This is a genomic window from Streptomyces sp. NPDC034085, assembly GCF_055575555.1.
Map to the genome: position 1 here is coordinate 307573 of NZ_JBVISL010000006.1, position 15733 is coordinate 323305.

Annotated in this window: 17 protein-coding genes; 15 read left to right on the plus strand and 2 right to left on the minus strand. The window is 71.8% G+C overall.

All coding sequences use genetic code 11. The features are described from left to right. Positions 1-15 precede the first annotated feature (15 nt). Positions 16-933 (minus strand): DUF2470 domain-containing protein, encoded by a 918-nt coding sequence (locus ACZ501_RS22730; RefSeq protein ID WP_361599754.1) that lies wholly within the window; start codon positions 931-933, stop codon positions 16-18. 55 nt (positions 934-988) lie between these two features. Here ACZ501_RS22730 and rpsD point away from each other — a divergent pair, with 55 nt between their 5' ends. The 15 genes from rpsD to nusB all read left to right on the plus strand — a co-directional run bounded on the left by rpsD (position 989) and on the right by nusB (position 14868). Beyond that, a complete protein-coding gene (gene rpsD / locus ACZ501_RS22735) occupies positions 989-1600 on the plus strand; it encodes a 30S ribosomal protein S4 (protein ID WP_468797575.1) in 612 nt (203 codons plus the stop codon). A gap of 186 nt (positions 1601-1786) precedes the next feature. Further along, on the plus strand, positions 1787-2215 hold the full coding sequence (locus ACZ501_RS22740) for a DUF948 domain-containing protein (protein WP_361599758.1): 429 nt from the start codon (positions 1787-1789) through the stop codon (positions 2213-2215). An 8-nt stretch (positions 2216-2223) separates the two neighbouring features. After that, the gene (locus ACZ501_RS22745; RefSeq protein WP_361599761.1) at positions 2224-2586 is read left to right on the plus strand and encodes a DUF6167 family protein; all 363 of its coding nucleotides are present in this window, start codon (positions 2224-2226) and stop codon (positions 2584-2586) included. Beyond that, positions 2586-5255: an alanine--tRNA ligase gene (gene alaS / locus ACZ501_RS22750; RefSeq protein WP_361599764.1), complete on the plus strand. Its 2670-nt coding sequence runs from the start codon at positions 2586-2588 to the stop codon at positions 5253-5255. The genes ACZ501_RS22745 and alaS overlap by 1 nt, the downstream gene beginning before the upstream one ends. Positions 5256-5257: 2 nt before the next feature. Further along, the gene (gene ruvX / locus ACZ501_RS22755; RefSeq protein ID WP_359121373.1) at positions 5258-5728 is read left to right on the plus strand and encodes a Holliday junction resolvase RuvX; all 471 of its coding nucleotides are present in this window, start codon (positions 5258-5260) and stop codon (positions 5726-5728) included. 123 nt (positions 5729-5851) lie between these two features. Then, on the plus strand, positions 5852-7570 hold the full coding sequence (gene mltG / locus ACZ501_RS22760) for an endolytic transglycosylase MltG (RefSeq protein WP_361599770.1): 1719 nt from the start codon (positions 5852-5854) through the stop codon (positions 7568-7570). Positions 7571-7577: 7 nt separating this feature from the next. Further along, the gene (locus tag ACZ501_RS22765; RefSeq protein ID WP_468797578.1) at positions 7578-8405 is read left to right on the plus strand and encodes a shikimate dehydrogenase; all 828 of its coding nucleotides are present in this window, start codon (positions 7578-7580) and stop codon (positions 8403-8405) included. 206 nt (positions 8406-8611) lie between these two features. Continuing rightward, positions 8612-9796, plus strand: a complete 1185-nt coding sequence (aroC, locus tag ACZ501_RS22770; RefSeq protein WP_361599776.1) for a chorismate synthase — start codon at positions 8612-8614, stop codon at positions 9794-9796. Beyond that, positions 9793-10311: a shikimate kinase gene (locus ACZ501_RS22775; RefSeq protein ID WP_362463023.1), complete on the plus strand. Its 519-nt coding sequence runs from the start codon at positions 9793-9795 to the stop codon at positions 10309-10311. The genes aroC and ACZ501_RS22775 overlap by 4 nt, the downstream gene beginning before the upstream one ends. Next, positions 10308-11399 (plus strand): 3-dehydroquinate synthase, encoded by a 1092-nt coding sequence (gene aroB / locus ACZ501_RS22780; protein ID WP_361599782.1) that lies wholly within the window; start codon positions 10308-10310, stop codon positions 11397-11399. Before ACZ501_RS22775 ends, aroB begins: the two co-directional genes overlap by 4 nt. Then, entirely contained in the window at positions 11396-11836 is a 441-nt protein-coding gene (gene aroQ, locus ACZ501_RS22785) for a type II 3-dehydroquinate dehydratase (protein ID WP_361599785.1), read from the plus strand. Before aroB ends, aroQ begins: the two co-directional genes overlap by 4 nt. A gap of 46 nt (positions 11837-11882) precedes the next feature. Beyond that, positions 11883-12617: an AAA family ATPase gene (locus ACZ501_RS22790; protein ID WP_468797581.1), complete on the plus strand. Its 735-nt coding sequence runs from the start codon at positions 11883-11885 to the stop codon at positions 12615-12617. An 84-nt stretch (positions 12618-12701) separates the two neighbouring features. Then, a complete protein-coding gene (locus ACZ501_RS22795; protein WP_361599791.1) occupies positions 12702-13808 on the plus strand; it encodes an aminopeptidase P family protein in 1107 nt (368 codons plus the stop codon). A 59-nt stretch (positions 13809-13867) separates the two neighbouring features. Continuing rightward, on the plus strand, positions 13868-14434 hold the full coding sequence (gene efp, locus ACZ501_RS22800; RefSeq protein WP_361599794.1) for an elongation factor P: 567 nt from the start codon (positions 13868-13870) through the stop codon (positions 14432-14434). A gap of 2 nt (positions 14435-14436) precedes the next feature. After that, entirely contained in the window at positions 14437-14868 is a 432-nt protein-coding gene (nusB, locus tag ACZ501_RS22805) for a transcription antitermination factor NusB (protein ID WP_361599797.1), read from the plus strand. 169 nt (positions 14869-15037) lie between these two features. On the opposite strand, the gene bldD is transcribed toward nusB, so the two are convergent. Then, a complete protein-coding gene (bldD, locus tag ACZ501_RS22810; RefSeq protein WP_007263032.1) occupies positions 15038-15538 on the minus strand; it encodes a transcriptional regulator BldD in 501 nt (166 codons plus the stop codon). Positions 15539-15733 lie beyond the last annotated feature (195 nt).

Sequence of the window (15733 nt, forward strand, 5' to 3'; positions counted from 1 at the left end):
GGCCCGGGGCGGGCCTCAGCGAGCGGCGGCGAAGAGGGCGCCCATCGCCCGCCGCAGGCCGCAGACGTCCACCACCGGCTCCGGGAAGTCGAAGCGCGCGTCGAAGGAGGCCCGGCCGGGTCCGCCGGTGAAGCGCACGCGCAGCCCCAGGCGGTCCAGGGCCAGGGGTATGGCGCTCATCCCGGCCGTGCGCCGGGAGCCGAGCAGCCCGCACAGGTCGGCGACGCGTTCGGCGTGGGCGGAGGCCAGGTGCTGGAGCAGCTCCGTCTCGTGGGCGGTCAGCGGGTCCGGCGCGGCGGCCACCAGCTCGTCCGGGTCCACCGGCTCGGCGCCCCACAGGTCGTCCACCGCGATCTCGCCGACCTCCAGGCGCAGCATCATCTGGGCGGGGCGGCCGGTGTACGGGGGGTCCAGCGACTCGGTCAGGCCCAGCAGCTCGCCCACCGGGTGCCGCTCCGCGAGCAGCGCCGCACAGGGCGCGCGGTCGTCCCCGCGCACCGGCGTCAGCCACCCGGCCAGCCGCGCGCGGCCTCGGATACGATGGGGCACGGACACCGGCGCCACGTCCGTGATCTCGATCACGGCCGGGAGGTCGTCGTCCTGGGCGTGAGCGGCTGCCCTGGCAGCCGCGGATCCCCCTGGTACCAGGAGGAGCACGTCCCCGTCCGGGGTGACGGTCCGCGCGGCCGGCACCCCTGTCCACCACTCCGCCTGGTCAGGGGACCGCACCTGGTCGAAAGCACCGGGCAGCGTGAGGGATACTGAGGCGTTGGACTCTACGAGGGTTCGTACGCGTTCGGCTCCGGTGAGCTGCCGAACGCCTTCCCTGGGACGCGGCTGACCTTGCTTATCGTCGTCGAAAGCGGATTCCGTTTCGTTGGAATCCGAACTGCGGCGCGCACTGGGCAGGGGGATCCCATGTGGTCGAGACATTACGTCCTCCTCGATAAGGTAAGCCTCACCTAACTTACATGGAGGTAGGTTCCCCGTGAACCAGAAGCGACCCAAGGTCAAGAAGTCTCGTGCCCTCGGCATCGCCCTGACGCCGAAGGCCGTCAAGTACTTCGAGGCCCGCCCCTACCCGCCGGGCGAGCACGGCCGTGGCCGCAAGCAGAACTCGGACTACAAGGTCCGTCTGCTCGAGAAGCAGCGTCTGCGCGCCCAGTACGACATCTCCGAGCGCCAGATGGCCCGCGCGTACGACCGCGCGAAGAAGGCCGAGGGCAAGACGGGCGAGGCGCTCGTCGTCGAGCTCGAGCGTCGTCTGGACGCCCTGGTCCTGCGTGCCGGCATCGCCCGCACCATCTACCAGGCCCGCCAGATGGTCGTCCACGGCCACATCGAGGTCAACGGCGACAAGGTCGACAAGCCGTCGTTCCGCGTGCGTCCCGACGACGTCATCACGGTCCGCGAGCGCAGCCGCGAGAAGCACCCCTTCCAGGTCGCCCGCGAGGGTGGCTACGCCGGCGAGGGCGAGACCCCGCGTTACCTCCAGGTGAACCTGAAGGCCCTGGCCTTCCGCCTGGACCGCGACCCGAACCGCAAGGAAATCCCGGTCATCTGCGACGAGCAGCTCGTCGTCGAGTACTACGCCCGCTGATCCAGCGGCCGTAGCCCTCACAGGCTGGTATCGGCCCGCCGTCCCCTCCGGGGGGCGGCGGGCCTTTCCGTTCCCGGAAGCCGTCCGGGAATTCCGGTACTGCGGCGGATCTCCGGCGCGATAGGGTCGGAGAAGACTTTTCTCCGTAGGCAGTCCGTAGGCGAGCAGATCAGAAAGCGGTGCAACGTGTCCGGTGGAGAGGTGGCCGGCATCCTCGTGGCCGTCTTCTGGGCCATCCTGGTGTCCTTCCTCGCCGTGGTGCTGGTGCGGCTCGCGCAGGTGCTGCGGGCGGCCACCAAGCTCGTGGCCGACGTCACCGAGCAGGCGGTCCCGCTGCTGGCGGACGCCTCGACCACCGTCCGCTCCGCGCGCACCCAGCTCGACCGGGTCGACGCCATCGCGAGCGACGTCCAGGAGGTCACCTCCAACGCCTCAGCGCTCTCCTCCACCGTGGCCTCCACCTTCGGCGGACCCCTGGTCAAGGTCGCGGCCTTCGGCTACGGCGTCCGCAAGGCCCTTGGCCGCACGCAGGACGAGCCGCAGAAGACCACCCGGCGAACCGTGATCGTCGGCCGTACGGTGCCGCAGGCCCGGCGCCGGAAGCAGAAGGGCTGAAACCGCCGATGTTCCGCCGAGCCTTCTGGTTCACCGCAGGCGCCGCCGCTGGCGTGTGGGCCACCACCAAGGTCAACCGGCAGCTGAAGAAGCTGACGCCGGAGAGCCTCGCCGCCCAGGCCGCCGACAAGGCCGTGGAAGCCGGGCACCGCCTCAAGGAGTTCGCCCTCGACGTCAAGGCGGGAATGACGCAGCGCGAGGACGAGCTGAACGACGCACTGGGGTTGCACCAAGATCCCGACCGGCCCGACAACGTCACCGCCCTGCCCGGGCCGCGACGGCTGCGGGCCATCGAGTACCACCAGAACGACCAGACCACCCACCGTCCGAACCGCTCGACGGTCACGCACAACCGGAATGAGGACCACTGATGGAGTCGGCTGAGATCCGCCGCCGCTGGCTGAGCTTCTTCGAGGAGCGCGGTCACACCGTTGTCCCTTCGGCGTCGCTCATCGCGGACGACCCGACTCTGCTGCTGGTCAACGCGGGCATGGTGCCCTTCAAGCCGTACTTCCTCGGCGAGACCAAGCCCCCGGCCCCTCGCGCCACCAGCGTGCAGAAGTGCGTCCGCACGCCGGACATCGAAGAGGTCGGCAAGACCACCCGCCACGGCACGTTCTTCCAGATGTGCGGCAACTTCTCCTTCGGGGACTACTTCAAGGAAGGCGCCATCAAGTACGCCTGGGAGCTGCTCACCAGCTCCGTGGCGGACGGCGGCTACGGCCTCGAGCCCGAGAAGCTGTGGATCACGGTCTACCTCGACGACGACGAGGCGGAAACGATCTGGCGCGACGTGATCGGCGTCCCGCAGGAGCGCATCCAGCGGCTGGGCAAGAAGGACAACTTCTGGTCCATGGGCGTTCCCGGCCCCTGCGGCCCCTGCTCCGAGATCAACTACGACCGGGGCCCCGAGTTCGGCGTCGAGGGCGGCCCCGCCGTCAACGACGAGCGCTACGTGGAGATCTGGAACCTGGTCTTCATGCAGTACGAGCGCGGCGCCGGCGACGGCAAGGAGGACTTCCCGATCCTCGGGGACCTGCCGTCGAAGAACATCGACACCGGTCTCGGCCTCGAACGCCTCGCCATGATCCTGCAGGGCGTGCAGAACATGTACGAGACCGACACCCTGCGCGTGGTGATGGACAAGGCCACCGAGCTGACCGGCGTGCGCTACGGCGCCGCGCAGAGCACCGACGTCTCGATGCGCGTGGTCGCCGACCACATGCGCACCTCCGTCATGCTCATCGGCGACGGCGTCACCCCCGGCAACGAGGGCCGCGGGTACGTGCTGCGCCGCATCATGCGCCGCGCCATCCGCAACATGCGCCTCATGGGCGCCACCGGCCCCGTCGTCCAGGACCTGATCGACGTCGTCATCGACACGATGGGCCGGCAGTACCCGGAGCTGCTCACCGACCGCAAGCGCATCGAGACCGTGGCCCTCGCCGAAGAGGCCGCCTTCCTCAAGGCGGTCAAGGGCGGCACCAACATCCTCGACACCGCCGTGACCGAGACCAAGGCCGCCGGCGGCACCGTCCTCTCCGGCGACAAGGCGTTCCTGCTCCACGACACCTGGGGCTTCCCGATCGACCTCACCCTGGAGATGGCCGCCGAGCAGGGCCTCACCGTGGACGAGCCCGGCTTCCGCCGCCTGATGCAGGAACAGCGCGACCGCGCCAAGGCCGACGCCAAGGCCAAGAAGACCGGCCACGCCGACATGTCGGCCTACCGGGAGATCGCCGACGGCTCCGGCGCCACCGAGTTCACCGGCTACGCCACCAACCAGGGCGAGGCCACCATCGTCGGCCTCCTGGTCAACGGCGTCTCCGCGCCGGCCGCCTCCGAGGGCGACGACGTCGAGGTCGTCCTCGACCGCACCCCCTTCTACGCCGAGGGCGGCGGCCAGCTCGCCGACCAGGGCCGCATCAAGCTCGACTCGGGCGCCGTCATCGTCGTCCGCGACGTGCAGCAGCCGGTCCCGGGCGTCTCCGTGCACAAGGGCTCGGTACAGGTCGGCGAGGTGACCGTGGGCGCCTCCGCCTACGCCGCCATCGACGTCCACCGCCGCCGGGCCATCGCCCGGGCCCACTCGGCCACGCACCTGACCCACCAGGCGCTGCGCGACGCCCTCGGCCCGACGGCCGCCCAGGCCGGCTCCGAGAACTCGCCCGGCCGCTTCCGCTTCGACTTCGGCTCGCCGAACGCCGTTCCCGGCTCGGTGCTCACCGACGTCGAGCAGAAGATCAACGACGTGCTCTCCCGCGAGCTCGACGTCCACGCCGAGATCATGAGCATCGACGAGGCGAAGAAGCAGGGCGCCATCGCCGAGTTCGGCGAGAAGTACGGCGAGCGGGTCCGCGTCGTCACCATCGGAGACTTCTCCAAGGAGCTGTGCGGCGGCACGCACGTCGGCAACACCTCCCAGCTGGGTCTGGTGAAGCTGCTCGGCGAGTCCTCCATCGGCTCCGGCGTGCGCCGCGTCGAGGCCCTGGTCGGCGTCGACGCGTACAACTTCCTCGCCAAGGAGCACACGGTCGTCGCCCAGCTCCAGGAACTGGTCAAGGGCCGTCCGGAGGAGCTGCCGGAGAAGATCGCCTCCATGCTCGGCAAGCTGAAGGACGCCGAGAAGGAGATCGAGAAGTTCCGTGCGGAGAAGGTCCTCCAGGCCGCCGCCGGTCTCGCCGCGGGCGCCCAGGACATCCGCGGCACCGCCCTCGTCGTCGGCCAGGTGCCGGACGGCACGGGCGCCGACGACCTGCGCAAGCTGGTGCTGGACGTCCGCGGCCGCATCCAGGGCGACCGCCCGGCCGTCGTCGCGCTGTTCACCGTGGCGAACGACCGCCCGCTGACCGTCATCGCCACCAACGAGGCGGCCCGCGAGCGCGGCCTCAAGGCCGGTGACCTGGTCCGCACCGCCGCCAAGACCCTCGGCGGCGGCGGTGGCGGCAAGCCGGACGTGGCCCAGGGCGGCGGCCAGAACCCGGGCGCCGTCCCGGAGGCCATCGCCGCGGTCGAGCGCCTTGTGGCAGAGACGGCCTGACGATGAGCCTGCGCCGCGGCCGCCGACTGGCCATCGACGTCGGAGACGCCCGGATCGGGGTCGCGTCCTGCGACCCCGACGGGGTGCTGGCCACGCCGGTGGAGACCGTCCCGGGCCGGGACATCCCCTTCGCCCACCGGCGGCTGCGGCAGCTCGTCGAGGAGTACGAGCCCCTCGAAGTCGTGGTCGGCCTCCCCCGCTCGCTCAGCGGGCGGGAGGGGCCGGCCGCGGCCAAGGTGCGCGCATTCGCGAACGAACTGGCCAAGGGGATCAAGCCGGTGACGGTGCGGCTGGTGGACGAGCGGATGACCACGGTCACCGCCGCCCAGGGCCTGCGCGCCTCCGGCAGGAACGCGAAGAAGGGCCGGTCGGTCATCGACCAGGCGGCCGCTGTGGTCATCCTCCAGAACGCTCTTGAGACCGAACGGGTATCAGGTAATCCGCCCGGTGAGTGCGTCGAAGTGGTTGTCTGATCGCGATACGGTAACGTTCCGCGCGATGAGACGGCATTCGAACAGCCGTCGCTCACAAGAGGCGGAACCGGGTGTCGCGGCCGATGGAAGCCGTGGCCTTCGTCTCGCGGCTCTAGGGGACCGATGACTGAGTATGGCCGGGGCGGTGGCTCCGAACCGTGGCACCCCGGGGACCCGTTGTACGGGGACCAGGGGTGGACCGCGCACCAGACGCAGCAGGCGCAGGTGCCCTACTCCGGGGACCCGCAGCAGCACTACGCCCACCCGCAGGAGCCGCAGTACCAGCAGCAGTACGAGGGCCAGTACCCGCAGCAGTACCCCGAGCAGGGCTATGACCAGCAGGTCCAGCACCAGCCCATGGCCCAGCAGCCGATGGCGCCGCAGCCCCTGTACGACGGCAGCGGCGGCCAGGGCTGGGACACCGGCCAGGGCCAGTACGCGGCCGCCGCCGTGCAGGTCGACGCGTACGCGGTCGCGGACCCGTACGCCGGCGCGGACCCGTACGCGCAGCAGGCCGTGGCGGCCTACCCCGGCGAGGCCCCCGACCTGTACACCACGGCCGAGGCCTACCCGCCGCCCACGCCGCCCGGCCTGCGCCACCTCGAACCGGAACCGGTCGAAGAGGCTCCGGTCGAGGAGCCCGAGGAGGACTTCCTCGCCGAGGGCGGCCGCTCGGACGACGGCGACGAGCCGCCCTCGCGCGGGCGTCGCGCCGGCGGCCGCGCCAAGGGCGGCAAGGGCGGCAAACAGAAGAAACGCAGCGGCGCGGCCTGCCTGATCGCCGCCGTGGTGATCGTCGGCGTCGTCGGCGGTGGCGGCTACTACGGCTACACGTACCTCAAGGACCGCTTCGGCGCGGCCGAGGACTTCGCCGGCGAGGGCAGCGGCGAGACGGTCGAGGTCGAGATCCCCAAGAACGCCGGCCTGGGCCAGATGGGCCGGATCCTCAAGCAGGCCGGCGTGGTCGCCAGCGCCCAGGCCTTCGTCGACGCCGCCAACGCCAACCCCCGGGGCAAGTCGATCCAGCCCGGCGTCTACCCGCTGAAGAAGAAGATGTCGGCGGCGGCCGCCGTCGCGGTGATGATCGACCCCACCAAGCTGAACGTCCTCACCGTCACCGAGGGCATGCGCAACTCCAAGGTGTACGAGGCGATCGACAAGAAGCTCGGCAAGCCGGACGGCACCACGAAGGACATCGCCCAGCGCGAGGCGAAGAACCTCGGCCTGCCGGCCTGGGCCGGGAACAACCCGAAGATCGTGGACCCGCTCGAGGGCTTCCTGTTCCCGATGCGCTACGACCTCAGCAAGGACAGCACCCCCGAGTCCCTGCTGCGGCAGATGGTCAAGAACGCGGCCGACAAGTACCTGGAGATGGGGATCGAGGGCAAGGCCAAGGAGCTGGGCCTGGAGAACCCGCTCCAGGTGGTCACCGTCGCCAGCCTCGTCAACGCCGAGGGCAAGAACCACGACGACTTCCGGAAGATGTCCGAGGTGGTCTACAACCGCCTCAAGAAGACCAACGACGTCACGAACCAGAAGATCGAGTTCGACTCGACGTACAACTACGTCAAGAACCAGAGCGAGATCAACTTCAACCTCAAGGAAGCGCAGAGGTTCGACAACCCGTACAACACCCACTTCGTCAAGGGACTGCCGCCCGGCCCGATCGGGAACCCCGGCGCGGACGCGGTGACCGCTACGCTCAACCCCGACCACGGCGGCTGGATGTTCTTCGTGTCGGTCGACGGCGACAAGACGACCTTCACCAAGACCTACGACGAGCACCTGAAGCTCGTCGCGGAGTTCCAGGAGCGGCAGGCGCAGAAGAAGAACGGCGGGTAGGCACGACATGTCACGGATACGGGCCGCGGTGCTGGGTTCGCCCATCGAGCACTCCCTCTCACCGGTGCTGCACCGCGCCGCGTACCGGGAGCTGGGCCTCGCCGACTGGTCCTACGACCGGTTCGAGATCGACGAGGCCGCGCTGCCCGCCTTCGTGGCCGGCCTCGGCCCCGAGTGGGCCGGGCTGTCGCTGACCATGCCGCTCAAGCGGGCGGTCATGCCGCTGCTCGACGCGGTCAGCGACACCGCGGCCTCCGTGGAGGCCGTCAACACGGTCGTCCTCACCGAGGACGGACGCCGCCTCGGCGACAACACCGACATCCCCGGGATCGTCGCCGCCCTGCACGAGCGCGGCGTCGAGAAGGTGCCCGCCGCCGCCGTCCTGGGCGCGGGCGCCACCGCCTCCTCGGCGCTCGCCGCCCTCGCCCGCATCTGCACCGGCGAGGTCACGGCGTACGTCCGCTCCCGCGCCCGCGCCGACGAGATGCGCCAGTGGGGCGAGCGGCTCGGCGTCGACGTCCGCACCGCCGACTGGTCCGACGCGGCGCAGGCGCTGGCCGCCCCGCTGGTCATCGCCACCACCCCGGCCGGCGCCACGGACGACCTGGCCCCCGCCGTCCCGGCCGCCCCCGGCACCCTCTTCGACGTCCTCTACGACCCCTGGCCCACCGCCCTGGCGGCCTCCTGGACGCAGCGCGGCGGCACCCTCCTCGGCGGCCTCGACCTGCTCGTCCACCAGGCCGTGCTCCAGGTCGAGCAGATGACCGGCCGCACCCCGGGCCCCCTCGCGGCCATGCGGGCCGCCGGCGAAGCGGCACTGCGCGCCCGCCACTGACGCGTACGCGGCCGTACGCGACGGCCGCGGGCGCGGAACGTAGGGAACGGATAGCCGCGCCCGGCAGAGTCCCCGCGTACCCCTCGTCCGTCAGCTGGACCGAGATCCGCCGGACGGCCCGGACGTGGGAGGATTCGGGTACGGCGGTCCGGTCCGCGCATCCGGACGCGTCGTCGCAGTGCCAGGCGCGAGCATGAGGAGCATCGTTGAGCAGGTTGCGTTGGCTGACCGCAGGAGAGTCGCACGGACCGGCACTGGTCGCGACGCTGGAGGGCCTTCCCGCCGGCGTCCCGGTCACCACCGAGCTGGTGGCCGACCACCTGGCGAGGCGCCGGCTCGGCTATGGCCGCGGTGCCCGGATGAAGTTCGAGCAGGACGAGATCACCTTCCTCGGCGGCGTCCGCCACGGCCTGTCCCAGGGCGGCCCGGTCGCGGTCATGATCGGCAACACCGAGTGGCCCAAGTGGGAGACGGTCATGTCGGCCGACCCCGTCGACCCCTCGCTGCTCAAGGAAACCGGCCGCAACGCGCCGCTGACCCGCCCCCGCCCCGGCCACGCCGACCTCGCGGGCATGCAGAAGTACGGCTTCGACGAGGCCCGGCCGATCCTGGAGCGCGCCAGCGCCCGTGAGACGGCCGCCCGCGTCGCCCTCGGCGCCGTAGCCCGCTCCTTCATCAAGGAGGTCGCCGGCATCGAGATCGTCTCGCACGTGGTGGAGCTGGCCTCGGCCAAGGCGCCCTACGGCGTCTACCCGACCCCGGCCGACGTCGAGAAGCTCGACGCCGACCCGGTGCGCTGCCTCGACGCCGACGCGTCGAAGGCGATGGTCGCCGAGATCGACCAGGCCCACAAGGACGGCGACACCCTTGGCGGCGTCGTCGAGGTCCTCGCGTACGGCGTGCCCGTCGGCCTCGGCTCCCACGTCCACTGGGACCGCCGCCTCGACGCCCGCCTCGCCGCCGCGCTCATGGGCATCCAGGCCATCAAGGGCGTCGAGGTCGGCGACGGCTTCGAGCTGGCCCGCGTGCCCGGCTCGAAGGCGCACGACGAGATCGTCTCCACCCCCGAGGGCCTCAAGCGCACCTCCGGCCGCTCCGGCGGCACCGAGGGCGGCCTGACCACCGGCGAGCTGCTGCGCGTACGCGCCGCCATGAAGCCCATCGCCACCGTGCCGCGCGCCCTGGCCACCGTCGACGTCGCCACCGGCGAGGCGACGGTCGCGCACCACCAGCGCTCCGACGTCTGCGCCGTGCCCGCCGCGGGCATCGTCGCCGAGGCCATGGTCGCGCTCGTGCTGGCCGACGCGGTCGTCGAGAAGTTCGGCGGCGACTCGGTCCCCGAGACCCGCCGCAACGTCCGGTCGTACCTCGACAACCTGCAGATCCGGTGACGGGCGGCCCCCTGGTCGTACTCGTCGGACCCATGGGCTCCGGCAAGTCCACGGTCGGCGCGCTGCTCGCCCGGCGGCTCGGCGTCCCCTACCGGGACACCGACGCGGACATCGTCGCGGCCCAGGGCCGGGCGATCTCCGACATCTTCGTCGACGAGGGCGAGCCCTACTTCCGCGAGCTCGAGCGCGGGGCCGTCGCGGCCGCCGTCGCCGAGCACACCGGAGTGCTCGCCCTCGGCGGCGGCGCCGTCCTCGACGAGGGCACCCGCGCCCTGCTCGCCGGGCTGCCCGTCGCGTACCTGTCGATGGACGTCGAGGAGGCGGTGCGCCGCGTCGGCCTCGGCGCGGCCCGCCCCCTGCTGGCCGTCAACCCGCGCCGCCAGTGGCGCGAGCTGATGGAGGCCCGGCGCCCCCTGTACACCGAAGTCGCGCGCGTCGTCGTGGCCACCGACGACCGCACCCCCGAAGAGGTCGCCCAGGCGGTCCTCGACGCTCTGGAGTTGAAGGACGTATGACAGACCAGGTGACGCGGATCCAGGTCGGCGCCAGCGCCGGACACGACGCGTACGACGTGCTGGTCGGCCGGCAGCTGCTCGGCGAGCTCGGCGGCCTGATCGGCCCGAAGGCCCAGCGGGTCGCCGTGATCCACCCCGAGGCGCTCGCCGACACCGGCGAGGCGCTGCGCGCGGACCTCGCGGAGCAGGGCTACGAGGCGATCGCCATCCAGGTGCCGAACGCCGAGGAGGCCAAGACCATCGAGGTGGCCGCGTACTGCTGGAAGGCCCTCGGCCAGTCCGGCTTCACCCGCACCGACGTCATCGTCGGAGTGGGCGGCGGAGCCACCACCGACCTGGCGGGCTTCGTCGCCGCCGGCTGGCTGCGCGGAGTGCGCTGGGTCGCCGTACCGACCACGGTGCTGGGCATGGTGGACGCGGCCGTCGGCGGCAAGACCGGCATCAACACCGCCGAGGGCAAGAACCTCGTCGGAGCCTTCCACCCGCCGGCCGGGGTGCTCTGCGACCTCGCGGCGCTGGAGTCGCTGCCGGTCAACGACTACGTCAGCGGCCTGGCCGAGGTCATCAAGGCCGGCTTCATCGCCGACCCGGTGATCCTCGACCTGATCGAGGAGGACCCGGCCGCCGCCCGTACGCCCGCCGGCCCGCACACGGCCGAGCTGATCTGCCGCTCCATCCGGGTCAAGGCCGACGTGGTCTCCAGCGACCTCAAGGAGTCGGGGCTGCGCGAGATCCTGAACTACGGCCATACCCTCGCGCACGCCATCGAGAAGAACGAGCGCTACAAGTGGCGCCACGGCGCGGCGGTCTCCGTCGGCATGGTCTTCGCGGCCGAGCTCGGCCGGCTGGCCGGGCGCCTGGACGACGCCACGGCCGACCGCCACAGGGCGGTCCTGGCCTCGGTGGGCCTGCCGCTGACCTACCGCGGCGACCAGTGGACCAAGCTGCTCCAGACCATGCAGGTCGACAAGAAGTCCCGCGGCAACCTGCTGCGCTTCATCGTCCTGGACGGCCTGGCCAAGCCCACCGTGCTGGAGGGCCCCGACCCGGCCCACCTGGTCGCCGCGTACGGCGAGGTCTCGGCGTGAGCCGCCGGGTGCTGGTCCTGAACGGCCCGAACCTGGGCCGGCTCGGGTCCCGCGAGCCCGACGTGTACGGGGCCACCTCGTACGCCGGGCTGGTGGAGAGCTGCCGCGCCCTGGGCACGGAGCTCGGCTTCGACGTGGAGGTCCGCGAGACCAACGACGAGGGCGAGCTGGTGCGCTGGCTGCACGAGGCGGCGGACGGCAGGATCCCGGTGGTCATCAACCCGGGCGCCTTCACGCACTACTCGTACGCCATGCGGGACGCGGCCGCGCAGCGCACCGCGCCGCTGATCGAGGTGCACATCTCCAACCCGTACGCGCGGGAGGAGTTCCGGCACACCTCGGTCATCGCGGCCGTGGCGACCGGCACCGTCGCGGGCTTCGGACTGGGCTCCTACCGGCTGGCGCTGCGTGCGCTGGCGGAAGAGGTCACGGCCTGAGATAACGTTCTCGCATCAGTCGCCTGAACGAGACGGAGTGGCGCGGATGCAGCACGGAGTGGGGGGCTGGGGTCTGCCGGGACAGCCCCCGGCGGTTCCCCCGCAGCCGCCGATACCCCCTGCGCAGGGCTGGCCGGTGGCGCCGGTCCCCGACGCGACGGGGCACATACCGCTGCCTCCCGCCGCCGCGGCACCGCCCGAGGCGTCCGCGCCCGGCACCGGCGGGGCCACGCTCGCCGTGCTGCTCATCGGCCCGGCGGGCGCCGGCAAGACCACCGTGGCCCGGCACTGGGCGGGCACCCGCCCGGTGCCGACCGCGCACATCAGCCTGGACGACGTCCGCGAGTGGGTCTGCTCGGGCTTCGCGGACCCGCAGGCCGGCTGGAACGACCACTCCGAGGCCCAGTACCGCCTCGCCCGCCGCACCTGCGGCTTCGCCGCCCGCAACTTCCTGGCCAACGGGATCTCCTGCATCCTCGACGACGCGGTCTTCCCGGACCGTCCCGTGGTGGGCCTCGGCGGCTGGAAGCGCCATGTGGGGCCCGCGCTGCTGCCGGTGGTGCTGCTGCCCGGCCTGGAGATCGTCCTGGAGCGCAACGCGGCCCGCTCCGGCAACCGCCGCCTCTCCGACGAGGAGGTCGCCCGCATCCACGGCCGGATGGCGGGCTGGTACGGGTCCGGGCTGCCGATCATCGACAACTCCCAGCTGGACGTCGAGGGCACCGCACGGGCCCTGGACGAGGCCCTCGCCCGGGCGCTGGCCAGCCCGCCCCGCTGGTAGGGAGCCTGCTGGGGGGCGCGGTCGCGGCCCCGTCCGGACGCGCTCGCCGGGCCGGATGCGCGGGGCGCTCGTAGGCTCGAAGACATGTCAGACGTGTACGCGGCCCGCAGGGGCCTGCTCCGGGAGCGCTGCGGCGCCGCTGGCAACTCCGCCGCACTGGTCACGCGTCCGGCGAACGTCCGCTACCTCGCCGGGGCGTCCCCGCTGGGCGCAGTCCTGCTGGTCGGGCCCGCCGAGGACGTGCTGTTCTGCGCCGGGCCGCCCACCGGCGAGGCGGACGAAGGACGGCTGGACGAGGGGCTGCGGGTGTCCGTGCTGCCCACCCCGGGCGCCGATCCGGCCGTGGCCGCGGCGGACCTGGCGGCCTCCGGGCGGGCCGACTCGCTCGCGGTGGAGGAGCACCACCTCACCGTCGGCCGACACCGGGCCGTGCACTCGGTCGCCCCCCGGCTGCGGCTGGCGGACCTCGGCGCGGCCGTGGAACAGCAGCGGCTGGTCAAGGACGAGGAGGAGATCGCCTGCCTGCGGATCGCCGCGGAGATCGCCGACCAGGCCCTCGGCGAGCTGCTGGAGTCGATCCTGGTGGGCCGCACCGAGCGCCACCTGGCCCTGGAGCTGGAGCGCCGGCTCGTCGACCACGGCGCCGACGGCCCCGCGTTCCCCACCTCCGTCGGCACCGGCCCCCACTCGGGCCGCTCCCGGCACCGGCCCTCGGACCGGCGGGTCGAGGAGGGCGACTTCCTCTCCGTCTGCCTGGGGGCGAACTACCGGGGCTACCGCTGCGAGATCGGCCGCACCTTCGTGATCGGCACCACCCCGGCGGACTGGCAGATCGAGCTGTACGACCTCGTCTTCGCCGCCCAGCGGGCGGGCCGACAGGCCCTCGTACCGGGCGCCGCGTACCGCGAGGTGGACCACGCGGCACGGTCCGTACTGGACTCGGCGGGGTACGGCGAGGCGCTGGCGGGATGGATGGGGCACGGGGTCGGCCTGGAAATCGACGAGGACCCGCAGCTTGCACCTACGGCAATGGGTAAACTGGACGCTTGCGTGCCGGTCACCGTCGAACCGGGGGTTCACCTCCCCGGCCGGGGAGGTGTCCGGATCGATGACACGCTCGTCGTGCGCCCCGAGGCGGACGGCGGTCCCGAGCTACTCACCATTACGACCAAGGAGCTGCTCGCGCTCTAGTCCGTACCGCCGGACCGTGCGCGCGTCCTTGGTCTTCCAGTGCAGGAGATTCCGCAACCGTGGCTTCCACGAACGACCTCAAGAACGGCATGGTGCTCAAGCTCGACGGTGACCAGCTCTGGTCCGTCGTCGAGTTCCAGCACGTCAAGCCCGGCAAGGGCCCGGCCTTCGTGCGCACCAAGCTCAAGCACGTGCTCTCCGGCAAGGTCGTCGACAAGACCTTCAACGCCGGCACGAAGGTCGAGACCGCCACGATCGACCGGCGTGACATGCAGTTCTCGTACATGGACGGCGACTACTTCGTCTTCATGGACATGCAGACCTACGACCAGCTGATGGTCGACCGCAAGGCCGTCGGCGACGCCGCCAACTTCCTGATCGAGGGCTTCACCGCCTCCGTCGCCCAGCACGAGGGCGAGGTGCTGTACGTCGAGCTGCCGGCCGCCGTCGAGCTGACCATCGAGCACACCGACCCGGGCGTCCAGGGCGACCGCTCCACCGGCGGCACCAAGCCCGCCAAGCTGGAGACCGGCCACGAGATCCAGGTCCCGCTCTTCGTCACCACCGGCGAGAAGATCAAGGTCGACACCCGCACCAGCGCCTACCTCGGCCGGGTGAACAGCTAACCGTGGCTGCCCGGAGCAACGCGCGCAAGCGCGCCTTCCAGATCCTGTTCGAGGCCGACCAGCGCGGTGTGCCCGTGCGCGAGGTCCTCGCGGACTGGATCCGCCACGCCCGTTCGGACGACCGGCAGCCGCCGGTCAGCGCCTTCACGATGGATCTCGTCGAGGGCTACGCCGACAAGGTGAAGCGCATCGACGACCTGATCGTCACCTACGCCGTGGACTGGGACCTCGACCGGATGCCGGTCGTCGACCGGAACATCCTGCGTCTCGGCGCCTACGAGCTGATCTGGGTGGACGACACCCCGGACGCCGTGGCGATCGACGAGGCCGTCCAGCTGGCCAAGGAGTTCTCCACGGACGACTCCCCGGCCTTCGTGAACGGCCTGCTGGGCCGTTTCAAGGACCTGAAGCCGAGTCTGCGCCGGGGCGAGTAGCCTCCTGCGGAACCGGCTGTGCGGAGGGCCCGCGGCGCATCGCGCCGCGGGCCCTCCGCATGTCACCCCACCGGTTCGGAGTACGGAAAACGGCGGGTGCCGGCGCCCCCGCCGGGGCACCGGCACCCGCCGGTAACGTTTCTGCTGAGCTGGGCCGGAGCCCGTGGGACTAGATGTCCTCGTGGGCCACGGCGCGACGCGCGTCGGCGTCCAGGACGCCCCAGCTGATCAGCTGCTCGGTCAGGACCGAGGGGGACTGGTCGTAGATGACGGCCAGGGTGCGCAGGTCGTCCTGGCGGATCGACAGCACCTTGCCGTTGTAGTCGCCGCGCTGGCTCTGGATGGTCGCCGCGTAGCGCTGGAGGGGGCCGGCCTTCTCCGCGGGGACGCCCGCCAGGCGCTCCAGGTCGAGGCGCAGCTTCGGCGGCGGCTCGGCCGCACCGCCGGGGGTCGTGCCCGGCAGCAGTTCCTGGACCGGAACCCCGTAGAAGTCCGCCAGCTCGGCGAGGCGCTGGACGGTCACGGCGCGGTCCCCGCGCTCGTACGACCCGACCACCACGGCCTTCCAACGGCCCTGGGACTTCTCCTCGACACCGTGGAGGGAGAGGCCCTGCTGGGTGCGGATGGCGCGGAGCTTGGCCCCGAGCTGTTTGGCGTATTCGCTGGACATAACGCTCCCGGACGCTGTGACGCTGTGACGACATGGAGACCATGCGGCTCCGCCGCGCGGCTGGTAACTCACTGTGAGGTTACGCAGCGTTACGTGGATGCGTCAAGCCGAATGCTCTTGTACGCCCTCGTACGAGGGGAGGTCCCCGGGCCGGGTGCGGGGCCGGGCACCGGCGCCTGGTACCGTGGACGGCGT

Excerpts from the sequence above, each read along its gene's own strand:
- ACZ501_RS22795 (WP_361599791.1), top strand. The coding sequence starts at position 12,702 with ATGTCAGACGTGTACGCGGCCCGCAGGGGCCTGCTCCGGGAGCGCTGC.
- ACZ501_RS22745 (WP_361599761.1), top strand. The coding sequence starts at position 2,224 with ATGTTCCGCCGAGCCTTCTGGTTCACCGCAGGCGCCGCCGCTGGCGTG.
- ACZ501_RS22765 (WP_468797578.1), top strand. The coding sequence starts at position 7,578 with ATGTCACGGATACGGGCCGCGGTGCTGGGTTCGCCCATCGAGCACTCC.
- ruvX (WP_359121373.1), top strand. The coding sequence starts at position 5,258 with ATGAGCCTGCGCCGCGGCCGCCGACTGGCCATCGACGTCGGAGACGCC.
- aroB (WP_361599782.1), top strand. The coding sequence starts at position 10,308 with ATGACAGACCAGGTGACGCGGATCCAGGTCGGCGCCAGCGCCGGACAC.
- bldD (WP_007263032.1), bottom strand. The coding sequence starts at position 15,538 with ATGTCCAGCGAATACGCCAAACAGCTCGGGGCCAAGCTCCGCGCCATC.
- mltG (WP_361599770.1), top strand. The coding sequence starts at position 5,852 with ATGACTGAGTATGGCCGGGGCGGTGGCTCCGAACCGTGGCACCCCGGG.
- ACZ501_RS22730 (WP_361599754.1), bottom strand. The coding sequence starts at position 933 with ATGTCTCGACCACATGGGATCCCCCTGCCCAGTGCGCGCCGCAGTTCG.
- ACZ501_RS22790 (WP_468797581.1), top strand. The coding sequence starts at position 11,883 with ATGCAGCACGGAGTGGGGGGCTGGGGTCTGCCGGGACAGCCCCCGGCG.
- alaS (WP_361599764.1), top strand. The coding sequence starts at position 2,586 with ATGGAGTCGGCTGAGATCCGCCGCCGCTGGCTGAGCTTCTTCGAGGAG.